This is a genomic window from Pseudomonas sp. Z4-20, assembly GCF_051131955.1.
GTDB lineage: Bacteria > Pseudomonadota > Gammaproteobacteria > Pseudomonadales > Pseudomonadaceae > Aquipseudomonas > Aquipseudomonas marvdashtae.
This window is the reverse complement of record NZ_CP071641.1, coordinates 1,323,428-1,338,051: the sequence shown is the minus strand read 5'-3', so window position 1 is coordinate 1,338,051 and position 14,624 is coordinate 1,323,428. Positions and strand designations below refer to the sequence as shown.

General features: G+C 60.8%; 6 protein-coding genes. 4 read left to right on the top strand and 2 right to left on the bottom strand.

Going from position 1 to position 14,624, the window contains the following annotated elements:
- Positions 1-46 precede the first annotated feature (46 nt).
- Together J3P82_RS06170 and J3P82_RS06165 are read right to left on the bottom strand one after the other, a co-directional pair.
- The gene (locus J3P82_RS06170; protein ID WP_434561537.1) at positions 47-994 is read right to left on the bottom strand and encodes an iron-sulfur-binding ferredoxin reductase; all 948 of its coding nucleotides are present in this window, start codon (positions 992-994) and stop codon (positions 47-49) included.
- The gene (locus J3P82_RS06165) at positions 987-2,093 is read right to left on the bottom strand and encodes a diguanylate cyclase domain-containing protein (RefSeq protein ID WP_434561535.1); all 1,107 of its coding nucleotides are present in this window, start codon (positions 2,091-2,093) and stop codon (positions 987-989) included. Before J3P82_RS06165 ends, J3P82_RS06170 begins: the two co-directional genes overlap by 8 nt.
- Positions 2,094-2,629: 536 nt before the next feature.
- Here J3P82_RS06165 and J3P82_RS06160 point away from each other — a divergent pair.
- The 4 genes from J3P82_RS06160 to J3P82_RS06145 all read left to right on the top strand — a co-directional run bounded on the left by J3P82_RS06160 (position 2,630) and on the right by J3P82_RS06145 (position 14,585).
- A complete protein-coding gene (locus J3P82_RS06160) occupies positions 2,630-4,153 on the top strand; it encodes a fumarate hydratase (RefSeq protein ID WP_122589657.1) in 1,524 nt (507 codons plus the stop codon).
- A 239-nt stretch (positions 4,154-4,392) separates the two neighbouring features.
- On the top strand, positions 4,393-8,847 hold the full coding sequence (locus J3P82_RS06155) for a SpvB/TcaC N-terminal domain-containing protein (RefSeq protein ID WP_434561533.1): 4,455 nt from the start codon (positions 4,393-4,395) through the stop codon (positions 8,845-8,847).
- Positions 8,777-11,683 carry an RHS repeat-associated core domain-containing protein gene (locus J3P82_RS06150; protein ID WP_434561531.1) on the top strand — a complete coding sequence of 969 codons (2,907 nt, stop codon included), beginning with the start codon at positions 8,777-8,779 and terminating at the stop codon, positions 11,681-11,683. The genes J3P82_RS06155 and J3P82_RS06150 overlap by 71 nt, the downstream gene beginning before the upstream one ends.
- A 178-nt stretch (positions 11,684-11,861) precedes the next feature.
- Complete coding sequence (locus J3P82_RS06145) at positions 11,862-14,585, top strand: RHS repeat-associated core domain-containing protein (protein WP_434561529.1); 2,724 nt, start codon at positions 11,862-11,864, stop codon at positions 14,583-14,585.
- Positions 14,586-14,624: the final 39 nt, after the last annotated feature.

The following is a 14,624-nucleotide window of genomic DNA, read 5'->3' as shown; positions in this document are numbered from 1 at the left end:
AAAGCCCCGCCATTCACATGGCGGGGCTTTTTGTTGTGCAAACTGATCAGCCCACACCGTTCTCGCGGGTGAGGAAAACATCCGCCAACAACTGATTGCGTGGCAACCCCGCCAGGTACAGACGCTTGGCAAACGCCTCGACCCGTTCCGGCTGGCCGCACACCAAGGCCTGGGTCTGCCGGGACGTCAGGCGCAGTTGCGCCAGTGCCGCTGGCGCCTCGGCCCCGATGATCCACTCAACGCTCAGGTTTGGATGTTTGGCCGCCAGGGCCTGCAGAGGTTTTGCGAGATAGTGTCCGCTGGCGTCACGGGCCACATGTATCAGGCGAATCGCGCCTTGATGCTGCTGGCGCAAGGCTTCGCGCAAGATGCCGAACAACGGCGCCAGGCCTGTGCCGGACGCCAGCAGCCACAACGGCTTGTCATGCCAGTCGGGATCATAATGCAGTGTGCCGCCGCGCAGTTCACCGAGGCGAATCGGGTCGCCAGCCTTCAGTTGTCGCGCCGCACTGATGAATTGACCAGGTTCGCGACAATCGAGGTGAAATTCCAGGAAACGGTCTTCCCCGGGCAAGCTCGCCAAGGAATACGGGCGCGCGACGTCACCGGCCCAGAGCACCAAGTGTTGCCCGGCTCGATAACGCAGCAGTCGCTCTGGGGTGATGCGCAAGCGCAGCACGTCGGCGCCGAGCCAATCCACTGCCACCACCTCGGCAGCCTGGCCGTCGCGTTGCGGATCGAACGTGTGGATCTGCACATCTTCGGTGACTTGGCATTGGCATGCGAGTCGCCAACCTTGGTCACGCTGCGCAGGACTGAGGGCGTCAGGTCGACTGTCACGTACATCGCCGCTCACGCATTGAACCAGGCACGCATGGCAACTGCCGGCACGGCAACTGTAGGGCACCGACACGCCGGCCTGGTTGAGCGCGTCCAGCAAGTTGGCGCCCGCCGTCACCGTCCATTGCCGGCCGGTGACTTTCAGCTCAGGCATCGATGTTCTCCCAGGCGGCGGCGCAACGATTACGGCCGTCCCGCTTGGCACGGTACAAGGCCTGGTCGGCGCGCTGCAAGGCGCTGTCCAGGTCATCGCCCATTTCCAGCATCGTCATGCCCACCGACAGGCTGAGACTGCCGACGCGCAACTCGATCACCTGAACTTCGTTGAACGCCAGCCGCAAGCGTTCGCAACAAGCCGTCAGGCGCGCCGGGTCGCACGCTGGCAGCAACATGACGAATTCTTCGCCGCCATAACGGGCCAGCACATCACCTTCACGCAGGCAGGCCGTGGCCACGGTCGCGAATGCCTGGAGCACCTGGTCGCCAGCGGCATGGCCGTGCAAGTCGTTGATGCGTTTGAAATGATCGAGATCGATCAAGGCCAGCCCATGGGCGACGCCGGGCCGCAATGTATTGAGTTCGCGACTTGCCAGGCGCAAGAAATGCCGACGGTTGAACAGCCCGGTCAGTTCATCGGTGGCCACCAGGTCTTCAAGCTGGCGCATCATGCCGCGCAGGGTGTCCTGGTGCGCCTGCAAGGCGAACCGGCGCTGGCGCATGCGTTGGCGCGAGGTCTGGACGTAGCGGGCATACAACACCAGCCACACCAGCACGATGAACAACACGCACACTTGCAGCCCGGCGAGGGTCGGATCGGAAAGCCGAAAGAAATAGCCGTCCCACAGCGTGATGCCGGTAAAGCTGATGAACACCAGCGTCGCGCAGCGCACGAAGGCCCGTCGCGTCAGGTGGAACAGCCCGAACAGCAGGATCAGCACATAGAACACCAGGAACAGGCCCCGGGCCTGGTCAAGGTGCGCCATCATCCAGGTCTGCCAGCCCAGGCCGATCCAGACCTGTACTTCCGTGAGGCTGGGGTCGGCGAAGCGCAAGTTGCGGCCAGAGATGAACAGCGTGAACAACCCGACCTGGCACAGCACTACCAACACGCTGCCGATGACGACGCCGCGCAACGAGTCGAGGTAATGGCCACTGAAAAACGCCAGCCACAGCAACACCAGTGCCAGCGCATAAGTCGTGGCTGCCAGGGCGAAGCGTTTCAGCAAAAGGCGTTGGATGGCGTTATGGGTCAATCGGTGACTCACCATGGGAAAGGGGGCTGATAGAGGTGTCCTACGCTACAGGCCAGACGCCACTTTAGTGGCGTGTTCGGCAAATGACCATTCAATTCTGGCTCAGAAAAATGGCGTCAAAGCAATGGCCCAGATTGACGCATCTGCCGGCCCCGACGCTGCCCCCGTGGCGAGGCAGCTTGCTCCCGCTCGGCCGGGCTGGCGCTCCAGTACGCAGCGACCGCAAAATCTTGGGGCCGCTACGCAGCCCAGCGGGAGCAAGCTCCCTCGCCACGGGGTGCATTCCAGCCCTTCAGCGCGCAGGTTGCCATCACCAGCAACCTCGCTCCCATAGGTTGCCCGCCTGCGATATACTGCCGCGCCTTTTTAGCGTCGCGCCAGCATGCCCGGCGTGCCTTGACCTGGGGCCAGCTGTAAGCTCCAAGCTCCAAGCGGCAAGTTCAAAGCAGTACGCGTACTGCTTCAGCTTGTTGCTTGGAGCTTGAAGCTTACAGCTGCCTCATAAAATGTTCCCGTCTTAGAGAGGAGCGCGACTCATGACCGTGATCAAGCAAGACGACCTGATTCAGAGCGTTGCCGACGCCCTGCAGTTCATTTCCTACTACCACCCCGTGGATTTCATCCAGGCGATGCACGAGGCCTATCTGCGCGAAGAATCGCCGGCGGCCCGTGATTCCATGGCGCAGATCCTGATCAACTCGCGCATGTGCGCCACCGGCCATCGGCCGATCTGCCAGGACACCGGCATCGTGACCGTGTTCGTGCGCGTGGGCATGGACGTGCGTTGGGATGGCGCGACCATGGGCCTGGACGACATGATCAACGAGGGCGTGCGTCGCGCCTATAACCTGCCGGAAAACGTCCTGCGTGCATCGATCCTCGCCGACCCGGCAGGGGCGCGCAAAAACACCAAGGACAATACCCCGGCGGTCATCCACTACTCCATCGTCCCGGGCAACACCGTGGAAGTGGACGTGGCGGCCAAGGGCGGCGGTTCCGAGAACAAGTCGAAGATGGCGATGCTCAACCCGTCCGACTCGATCGTCGACTGGGTACTCAAGACCGTTCCGACCATGGGCGCCGGCTGGTGCCCACCGGGCATGCTCGGCATCGGTATCGGCGGCACCGCCGAGAAAGCCGCGGTGATGGCCAAGGAAGTGTTGATGGAATCCATCGACATCCACGAGCTCAAGGCCCGCGGCCCGCAGAACCGTATCGAAGAGATGCGCCTGGAGCTGTTCGAGAAGGTCAACCAACTGGGCATCGGCGCCCAGGGCCTGGGTGGCCTGACCACCGTGCTCGACGTGAAGATCATGGACTACCCGACCCACGCCGCCTCCCTGCCGGTGTGCATGATCCCCAACTGCGCCGCCACCCGTCACGCCCACTTCGTGCTCGACGGCACTGGCCCGGCCTCGCTGGAAGCGCCACCGCTGGACGCCTACCCGGAAATCGTCTGGGAAGCCGGCCCGTCGGCTCGTCGCGTGAACCTCGACACCCTGACCCCGGAAGACGTACAGAGCTGGAAGCCGGGCGAAACCGTGCTGCTCAACGGCAAGATGCTCACCGGCCGCGACGCCGCGCACAAGCGCATGGTCGAGATGCTGAACAAGGGTGAAACCTTGCCGGTAGACCTCAAGGGCCGCTTCATCTACTACGTCGGCCCGGTCGATCCGGTGGGCGACGAAGTGGTCGGCCCGGCCGGCCCGACCACCGCCACGCGGATGGACAAGTTCACTCGCCAGATTCTTGAGCAGACTGGCCTGTTGGGCATGATCGGCAAATCCGAGCGCGGCCCGACCGCCATCGAAGCGATCAAGGACAACAAGGCCGTCTATCTGATGGCCGTCGGCGGCGCCGCTTACCTGGTGGCCCAGGCGATCAAGAAATCCAAGGTCCTGGCGTTCGCCGAACTGGGGATGGAAGCGATCTACGAGTTCGAGGTCAAGGACATGCCGGTGACCGTTGCGGTCGACAGCAAAGGCGAGTCGGTGCACATCACCGGTCCCGCCATCTGGCAGCAGAAGATCAGCGAAAGCCTCGCGGTGGAAGTGCAATAACACGCACTTCAGCGCTGTGAAAAAAGGCCGGTGAGCGACATGCCCACCGGCCTTTTTTATATTTTCAAACAACCTATTTCTCGCCACGGGGGTTTCAAATCTTATTCAGCTTGGACACAGCCGTTCATCGGCTGTACCTGCCTGCCTGTCAGATCTGACAGGTTACACCCCTGCGATCTCTTGGCATCCTCAGCCATGCCGGGAATCAACCCTGGCGCGGATCAAAGGGATGAACGTCCATGGCAGAGCAAACGCCCCTCCAGATCATCACGCCGACCATCGCCGGCGGCGCGTCGATTGCGACCATCGGCAACAGCCTCGGCCCGGTCGGCACGCGGGGTGCCGCCTCCCTGACCTTGCCGCTGCCCGTGTCGAGCGCCCGTCTTCTGACACCCTCTCTGGCCCTGCAATACAACAGTCAAAGTGGCAACGGCCTATTCGGCATCGGCATGCATCTGCCAATCCCCAGCATCGCTCGTAAAACCAGCAAAGGCGTGCCGCTCTACGGCGACGACGATGTCATGGTCGGGCCCGACGGGGTGGATATGTGGCCCGATCTTGACGGGCAGACCTGCCGCACAGTGGGCGACCTGACCTACGCGGTGGTGCGCTATTACCCCAGGATCGAGAGTGCCTTCGACATCTACGAACTCTGGACGTCTATCACCAGCCATGCGTTCTGGCGCGTACAGGGCAGCAACGGACACGTGTATTGCTATGGAAAAAGCCCAGCGTCGATCATCGCCAATACATCACGCATCACCGTTCCGCCAACCCCGTCGCACATCGCCGAGTGGCTGTTATTGGAAGAAGTCAGCCCGCTGGGCGAGCACATCTATTACGAATATACGCAGGATCGCGCTGAGTTCGACGGCCCCCATGACTATCGCGCCCAGCGCTACTTGCGACGGGTCTGTTACGGCAACGCCACGGCCAGCGATACCTTGTATTGCTTCGCAAATGAAGATCCGGCCGACCTGGATTGGCACTTTCATCTCGTCTTCGATTACGGCCAACGCTCCCTCGAACTTGAAGAGAAACCCACCTGGACGGCCCCCGACGAGAATGCCTGGAAACCGCGCAGCGACCCGATTCACGCGTACCGCTACGGTTTTGAGGTGGGCACGCGGCGCTTGTGCCACCAGGTGCTGATGTTCCACCAGTTTCCCGCCGACACCGACGCTGAACCGGCGCTGGTGCGGCGATTGCTGCTGGAATACACCGACACCATCAGGGCTGGCTACAGTTTGTTGACCGCAGCCCATTATCAGGACTGGGATGCCGACGGCCGGGTCGAACACAGCCCACCGGTGGAGCTTCAATACACCGACTTTGAGCCAAACCTTGAACCCAAGGCATTTTTTGCCTTGGAAACCATGCCCGGCCTGGAAGACGGCCGTCGCTACCAGTGTGTCGATCTTTACGGTGAAGGCGTTCCAGGTTTCTTGTGTCGCTACGCCGACGGTTGGTATTACCGGGAGCCTGAACGCGGCGCAGGCGAGGATCCTGACGAAATCAGCTATGGCCCCTGGTCACTGTTGCCGAGCATCCCGATCGCGGCCGATCATTCGGCGGCGATGCAGGTGCTGACCGACCTGACCGGCAGCGGCCACCTCAATTGGGTCATCGCCCAACCGGGCATGAATGGTTTTTATACGCTCAACCCGGACCGCAGCTGGTCGACTTTCAAGGATTTTGATTCCTTCCCCACTGAGTTCCTGCACCCCGCCGCGCAACTGGGCGACCTGGCCGGCGACGGTCTGCGCTCGCTGGCCATGATCGGTCCCAAAAGCGTGCGGCTGTACGCCAACCTTCGCGAAGAAGGGTTCGCCGCGGGCGTGGAAGTGCCTCATGAACCGGACAGCGACCTGCCATTGTTCAGCGACGTGCGCAGCGAGCTGGTGCTGTTCGGCAATATGCTGGGCAGCGACACCACCGAGCTGTGCCGTATTCGCTTCGATGAAATCAAGTGCTGGCCAAACCTGGGTCATGGGCGTTTCGGCGAAGGCTTCGAAATGAGCAAACTGCCCTTCACCTACACCGAGTTCGACGCCGAGCGGGTGCGGATCGCCGATCTCGACGGCTCCGGGGCGCCGGCACTGATCTATCTGCAAAGCGATTGTTTCGAAATCTATTTCAACCGCGGTGGCAATGGTCTTGAGCAAACTCCGCTGCGGGTTCCCTGGCCCGAGGGCCTGCGTTACGACCGACTCTGCCAAGTCACCCTGGCCGATCTGCAAGGCCTGGGTTGTGCCAGCTTGATCCTGAGTGTTCCTCATCACGCGCCGGACATGCATCCCCGTCATTGGCGCTACGATTTCGTCGCGACACGGCCCTACCTGCTCAGCGCCACGAACAACAACATGGGCTGCAGCAGTAGCCTGAGCTATCGCAGCAGCGCGCAATTCTGGCTGGATGAGAAACTACGTATCCTGACATTGCGCCAGGCGCCGGCCTGCTACCTGCCAATGGCCCTGCCATTGGTGGCACGCCAGCAACAACTGGACGAAATCACCGGAAACTGCCTGACCCAGCGCTTCGCCTATTTCGAGGGAAACTACGACAGCTTTCACCGGGAGTTCCGCGGCTTCGGTCGCCTGCATCAACTCGACAGCGAACTACCCGGCGCTGCCCTGGACAGCGGTTTTACCGCGCCAGTGCTGGTCAAGACCTGGTTCCACACCGGCCGTACCGTCGATCAGCCGCTCAAAGACTGTTTCGAGGCCGACGACGACGCGCCGCAGCTGGGCCCCATGCTGCTGGCGCGTTTCCATGGGCGGGACGGGGCCGATCAAATCGTCCCCCCCGACCCCGACACCGCCCGGGAAATGGCCTACGCCTTGGGCGGCCACGTATTGCGCAGCGAGACCCATCACGCTGAATCCATCACCCTGCTCGAACCGTACACCGTGACGCAACAACGCTACCTGCTGCGTCAACCGCATGCGAGCAATAGAAGCTTGTTGGTACTGGATGTGGAAACAGTCAGCCTCCAATACGACGGCTTCATCAACGACCCCCAAGTCCAGCACAGCATCACACTTGAGTGGAACCACCATGGCCAGCCGGTGCATAGCTTCGTGGTGCATTACGCCCGGCGCCTGGCCGCGACCGACGATCCGCCCTTTGACGATGATGTCGAGAACATCTGGTGGCGCGACGCCCATGACGATCAGCAGCAGGTTTTTCATCTCATCGAGAGCCGGGCCGAGTCGCTGGACCTGTTTGACGCGACCGGACCACGCATGCAACTGGGCCTGCCCTGGCGCGCTCGAACCAACGGGCTGCAACGCCCCAAAGGCGAGCTTCCAGACGGATTGACCCCACAACAAGTCAGCTACGAATCTTTCTCCGCGCACCAAGACTCACCTCAGTGGGATGCCGCCCGGGTCTTGATCGCCCTGGAAGAACAAACTTACCTGAGCGACGGCTCGGACAACATCCGATTCCCGGCGTTGCGCGGTCCCTTGGAAGTGGCCGAGTTCGACAAACAGGCCCTGGACGCCTACGACGCCGTGCCAGAGCCTTTCGACATTCGCCAGCAACTGGAGACGATTGGCTTCGAACCCATGAAGCTGTTCCTGCCAGAAGACCCAGCCAAGGACGCCGCGCAAGAGCTGTGGTCGAAAAAAATCGGCTTCCCCACCTACCTGCCGCTGGAAGGTTTCTTCCATATCAGCGCCTTGCAGGAAACCCAGAGTCATGGCGTTACAACGACCGACTATGACGACTATCACCTGATGCCCATCGCCGTGACGTTACCGGACGGCTGCACAACCCGCGTCGAATACGACTATCACTCGCTGCTGCCGCAAACAATCATCGACGCCAACGACAACATCCAAGAGGCACTTTATGGCCCGGCCGGAGTGCCCTTGGCGGTGACTTTTCATGGTACCGAGAATGGCCTGCCGACTGGCTTCAAGGCCATCGATAACTACGAGCCGCCCGAAGACCTGTCTCCCGCTCACGCCATCGAAAACCCCGAGGCCACCCTCGGTGACATGGCCAGCGCCGTGCGGATAGAAGACATGAGTTGGATGGGCACGCTTGACTTGGCGATAGTACTGACGACGCAGCGCGACGAGTGGGTCAGCGCCCGCTATCTGCTGCCCAGCGGGCACATTCGTGCGTCGGCGCGTGTTCACCTGGCCCGGCTCAAAACGCGTACCGCCGGTGAGGAACTGCTCTGGACGCTGATCCGGGCGGCCACGCGGGAGCCGGCTCATAGCGTGGTGCTGAGTGCCGATCGCTATCCAGATGACCCATTGCGGCAGATCCGCATTGCGCTCAGCGCCGTGGACGGTTTCGGTCGCGCGTTGCAAAGCAAGCAATTGGTCGAACCTGGGAACGCCTATGCCGTGGCGGCGGACGGTTCGCTGCAAGTGGACGACCAAGGACCTCCCATCGAGCACGAGGCCGACCGACGCTGGCGCGTCAGCGAACGGGTCGAGTACAACAACAAAGGCCTGGTCACGCGGGTCTATCGCCCCTATTTCGCCGATGCCTGGCGCTACATCAACGATGCCTCCATACGCGAACACGGCTACCACGACCAACAGTTCTACGATCCGCCCGGACGGCTGGTGAAGGTTGTCAATGCCAAGGGGCATGAGGCCTGGCATGTCTACCATCCGTGGTACCAGTGCGATCACGATTACAACGATACGGATCCGGGGAATCGACGTGCGTGAGCAGACGAATGCCTTGAGCACCGTTCATTCCCGTACCCCAAATGTCGCGGCGGTCGATGGCCGTGGCCTGCCCGCCAGGCAAATCGCTTACCTGAGAAACCAGGCTTCGGCCCCCCCAACCGCGCTGATAACACGGCAACGCTTCAACGTCGCCGGCCAACTCGTTGAACAATGGGACCCTCGCCTGTCCGGCAACGCCCCCAAACCCAATCAGGCCACGGTCTACAACCTTCTGGGCGAGCCACTGCACACCGACAGCGTCGACGCCGGATGGCGCCTGGCGTTGCCGGGGCTGGCGGGTGAAACCTTGCAATTATGGGATGCCCGCGGCAGTCATTGGCGCACGTCGTATGACGACCAGCTACGCCCGGTGGCCCTGGAGGAAAACGGCCAGGCCAATGTCGACACCTTCGCCTATGCCGATGCTACGGCAGACACGGGTCATAACCTGCGCGGTCAACTGCTTGAGCAAACCGACCCGTCCGGCACCTTGAACCTCGACAGTTATGGCTTGTTGGGGTTGCCCCTGCGCCAGGCGCGTGTCATCGCCGCCAATGATGCCTACGTCACCGAGCAAACCTTCGATACCCTCGGCGCGCTCATTCGCCAGACCGATGCCGGAGGTCATCAGCAGGACATGCGCCTGGACGTTGCCGGGCAACTTATATGGGTGAGTTTGCAACTCAAGCAGGACGCGGCGCGGCAACCGCTGCTGCTGGCGGCCTATTACAACGCCGCCGGCCAGATCGAGCGTCAGGACGCGGCCAATGGCGTCATCAGCCGCTGGACCTATGACCCGGCCGACGGGCGGCTCAGCACGCTACAGGCCGGAAAACCCAGTGAAGCCCCGCGCCAGAACCTGGCTTACGTCTACGACCCCGTCGGTAATGTGCTGCGCATCGAGGACCACACGGTCACCACCGTCCATTTCGCCAACCAGCGCGTGGATGGCCATCGCGACTTCACTTATGACTCGCTCTATCGCCTGACCGGCGCCAGCGGTTTCGAGGGCGACACACCGCACCTGCAACCCGGCCTGCCGGCCCCGATCGTTCCCATCGACCCGAATCGCCGCTTCAACTATGCCCAGCAGTACGAATACGACACCGGCAACAACCTGACCCGCCTGTGCCATGTTCGCGAGGGCAACAATCACACCCAGATCATGCGCATCGACCCAAACAGCAATCGGGGCGTGCGCTGGACGGACGGCGATCCCGAGCCGGATTTCAACACGCTGTTCGATGCCCATGGCAACCAGCGGTTCCTGCAGGCTGGTACGCCAGAGCTGGCCTGGAACCCTCGCGATCAGCTCAGTAGCGTCACGGTGATCCAACGCGACAACAGTTTACGCAACGATGATGAGACCTATCTCTACAGCCAGGGTGAGCGGGTCGAAAAAAACCACACCGCGACCAGCATGGCGCGAAAAACGCACTACTTGCCGGGCCTTGAGATACGTACTTCCAGCGACGGCGAGGTACTCCACGTCATCACCCTTGGGCTGGCATACGGCAGTGTCCGCTGCCTGCATTGGGAGGCTGGCCAGCCTGGGGGGATTGAAGCCGATCAGTTGCGCTACAGCCTCGATGAACCTCATGGCTCCAGCAGCTTGGAACTGGACCGCGCTGGCGACCTGATCAGCCTTGAGTCTTTTTACCCGTTTGGCGGCACCGCCTGGCAGGCCGGTCGCTCATTGGTGGAAGTCGGCTACAAGACGATTCGCTACTCGGGCAAGGAAATGGATACAAGCGGGCTGTATTACTACGGCACGCGCTATTACGCGCCTTGGCTACAGCGCTGGGTCAGCACCGACCCGGCGGGGGATATCGATGGATTGAACCTGTACGGGTTCGTCACCAATAACCCGATGACCTACGCCGACGGCGACGGTTTGATGAAGTTGTTAAAGGTAGAAACTCAAGCGGAGAAAAACACCAGGAAAGAAGAATCGAAGAACCAAAACCAAATGTACCGAAGTCGTTCCCGGTTGACCGCAGGCGTCACCAGGCTCACCGACATTATGAAGATGTCCTCTAGAAGGGCCCTCGAAGCTCAAACGCAACTGGCCAATCATCGCTCGGGCTCGGCCCTTGCCCAATCGGCGGCGATACGCATCGGCAGTCATGTGGCTGTGCAGGCCACAAATTATGGCGTGAGTATTGGTTTTGGCGTCGCGGCCGGAATAGTCGGTAGTGCACTGGGCCCACCTGGCGCCATAGGCTTCGGCCTTTTGGGCTTTACGGTGGGCAAAGGCATCGGCGCTGGCCTGGACTACTTGGCTGAAAGAACAGGTGCAAGTGCATCGGTCAAATTCAAAAGCAGTAAGCTGAGCAAGGAAAAAATCGTGAAGAAGCAGGAATACAAAATGATGCACCTTCCCGAGTATGCCGCGAAAAAAACCCAAGACTTCATCCACGCGGCGACGTCCCCCACGCCAAAGGGCCTTTCGAAACTGGCCAAGGAAACGGTCAACACCGGTACGTCAACCGCCCTGAAAGCTTTAGCTACTACGGGTTCCACCGAAATTTCCGCGTTGATAAAGACGGCAACGGGCGCCGTTGAAATCGTCCATGAAATCGTCGGGGCGGGGCAAGAATTGACCGAGGAAAAATTGGCGATTGCACATACCTACATTACTGGCCTGATCGACTTATTGAATGAGGAAATGGGCACCGTCGAACAGCTATACGATGAGGCAGGTATTGACGCAATCGGGACCTTTGTACCGCTGGAGAAGCTATTTGGAAAATCGAACGGCATCACTCGTGTGGCCCTAAGAAGAGACATGGAAGCCACTATTGGCCGCTTGAGGCAGACGCAAAGCATGCTCTAGTGAGCTCGCATTGACGCACATCTCGACGGGTTGGCGGCAGGGCACCTGTTGCCGCCCTCGTCAAGCATCCGTGCGCACCGAAGCCCTGTCAGACCTGACAGGTTCGGTCCAATGTGTTCGCAGCTATATTGGCTGAAGTGACGAACCCTCTCTGCTTGGACATGGAGCCCTTCGATCGATGAGCGCTATCCACAGCCGCACTCCAGATGTCGTTGCCTTCAACTGCCAAGGCCTGGCGGTGCGGCGCGGCGCGTATCTGCGAAGCCAAGCCTCGCCCCCCCCAACCGCGCTGATAACACAGCAACGCTTCAACGTCGCCGGCCAACTCGTTGAACAATGGGACCCTCGCCTGTTCGGCAACGCCCCCAAACCCAATCAGGCCACGGTCTACAACCTTCTGGGCGAGCCACTGCACACCGACAGCGTCGACGCCGGATGGCGCCTGGCGTTGCCGGGGCTGGCGGGTGAAACCTTGCAATTATGGAATGCCCGCGGCAGTCATTGGCGCACGTCGTATGACGACCAGCTACGCCCGGTGGCCCTGGAGGAAAACGGCCAGGCCAATGTCGACACCTTCGCCTATGGCGATGCTACGGCAGACACGGGCCATAACCTGCGCGGTCAACTGCTTGAGCAAACCGACCCGTCCGGCACCTTGAACCTCGACAGTTATGGCTTGTTGGGGTTGCCCCTGCGCCAGGCGCGTGTCATCGCCGCCAGTGATGCCTACGTCACCGAGCAAACCTTCGATACCCTCGGCGCGCTCATTCGCCAGACCGATGCCGGAGGTCATCAGCAGGACATGCGCCTGGACGTTGCCGGGCAACTTATATGGGTGAGTTTGCAACTCAAGCAGGACGCGGCGCGGCAACCGCTGCTGCTGGCGGCCTATTACAACGCCGCCGGCCAGATCGAGCGTCAGGACGCGGCCAATGGCGTCATCAGCCGCTGGACCTATGACCCGGCCGACGGGCGGCTCAGCACGCTACAGGCCGGAAAACCCAGTGAAGCCCCGCGCCAGAACCTGGCTTACGTCTACGACCCCGTCGGTAATGTGCTGCGCATCGAGGACCACACGGTCACCACCGTCCATTTCGCCAACCAACGCGTGGATGGCCATCGCGACTTCACTTATGACTCGCTCTATCGCCTGACCGGCGCCAGCGGTTTCGAGGGCGACACACCGCACCTGCAACCTGGCCTGCCGGCCCCGATCATTCCCATCGACCCGAACCGTCTCTTCAATTATTCCCAACGGTATGAATACGACGTGGGCAACAACCTGACCCGCCTGCGCCATGTTCGCGAGGGCAACAATCACACCCAGATCATGCGCATCGACCCAAACAGCAACCGGGGCGTGCGCTGGAAGGACGGCGACCCCGAGCCGGACTTCGACACGCTGTTCGATGCCCACGGCAACCAGCTATTCCTTCAGCCCGGTACGCCACAGCTTGCCTGGAACCCTCGCGATCAGCTCAGCAATGTCACGGTGATCGAGCGCGACAATGGTGTGCTCAACGATGACGAAACCTACCTGTATAGCCAAGGTGAGCGGGTCGGGAAGATCCACGCCACGACCGGCATGGTGCGGCAAACACATTACCTGCCGGGCCTTGAGGTACGCATTTGCAGCGACGGCGAAGCACTCCACGTCATCACCCTTGGGCTGGCTTACGGCAATGTCCGCTGCCTGCATTGGGAGACCGGCCAACCTGGCGGGATCGAAGCCGATCAGTTGCGCTACAGCCTCGATGATCACCTGGGCTCCGACACCGTAGAGTTAGACCGTCACGGCGGGCTGATCGGCCTTGAGTTTTTTTACCCCTTCGGCGGCACCGCGTGGCAGGCCGGTCGCTCATTGGTGGAAGTCGGCTACAAGACCGTTCGGTACTCTGGCAAGGAAATGGACGAAAGTGGGCTTTACTACTACGGCGCGCGCTATTACGCGCCGTGGCTACAGCGCTGGGTCAGTGCCGATCCGGCAAGGGATGTGGACGGCTTGAATATGTATGCATTTGTGGGAAACAACCCAGTGCGCTACCTGGATGACGGAGGAACAAACAAACTCAAGTGGGAGATCATGAACTACTCGGACTTTATTTCAGAATTGGGGACAGAATCGGCCACGGCCCTGAAGCAAATAGATAGCATCATCACCCAGTCAGGTATCAAGACGAATCTGCTGAAGAATCTGGTGGGTGAGTCCATCGGCGGCGCCCTCGGGTTTGCCGGTGGCTTCGTCGGAGGTGAGGCGTTTGCCAGCGTGGCTCCGCGTCTCAATGATATGCCTTATGTGGGTGGCCTCGTTGGGGGAAATATCGGCGGCGACACGGTCGGTGCGTTGTCCGATGCCATCCTGCCAACGGCACGCTTGATCCGCCCACTGATACCGCAGACATCGGCGATGTCAGTCGAGGCGATTGACCGTAGGCTTGGCTTTCGCGACGCCCCCCTGACCTTTTCCATCAGCGATTTCCCTAGTTTTTTCATGAACCGTGTCGTGGGCTCGGTTATTCCAGGCATGAACTTCTTGAGCCTGGCTGCTCGAGCACAAGAAGCCGAGGACATCAAGACGGGGCTGACACCCATGAAAATCCAGAAAATCGACAAAATGCTCGCCGAATGGAAAGAGGCTCTGGAAAGTCGCTGGACCTCGACCGAGGCGGCTTTTGACACCCTGGGAACCACCGTTATAAAGCCGGGCGAAGTGCTACCTAACGTTAACTACATGACGACACAAGAAACACCGGCACCGATTCATCGTTCAACCCTGCAGCAAAAAACCAGGGGGATCCTGGACTATATCGATCGGGCGCAAAAAGGCATGGCTTCGTACAAAGAGAGCAGGACCACCGACAATCAGTTTTTGCTGAAGCGGGCCAAAGGCCCTAGACCGTGATTCGATGGGGCTCGGCGCGCAGGAGCATCACGGCCGACG

Bases quoted from the DNA above. Each gene is read 5' to 3' on its own strand.
- J3P82_RS06170 (WP_434561537.1), bottom strand. From the start codon at position 994: ATGCCTGAGCTGAAAGTCACCGGCCGGCAATGGACGGTGACGGCGGGC.
- J3P82_RS06160 (WP_122589657.1), top strand. From the start codon at position 2,630: ATGACCGTGATCAAGCAAGACGACCTGATTCAGAGCGTTGCCGACGCC.
- J3P82_RS06155 (WP_434561533.1), top strand. From the start codon at position 4,393: ATGGCAGAGCAAACGCCCCTCCAGATCATCACGCCGACCATCGCCGGC.
- J3P82_RS06150 (WP_434561531.1), top strand. From the start codon at position 8,777: ATGTCTACCATCCGTGGTACCAGTGCGATCACGATTACAACGATACGG.
- J3P82_RS06145 (WP_434561529.1), top strand. From the start codon at position 11,862: ATGAGCGCTATCCACAGCCGCACTCCAGATGTCGTTGCCTTCAACTGC.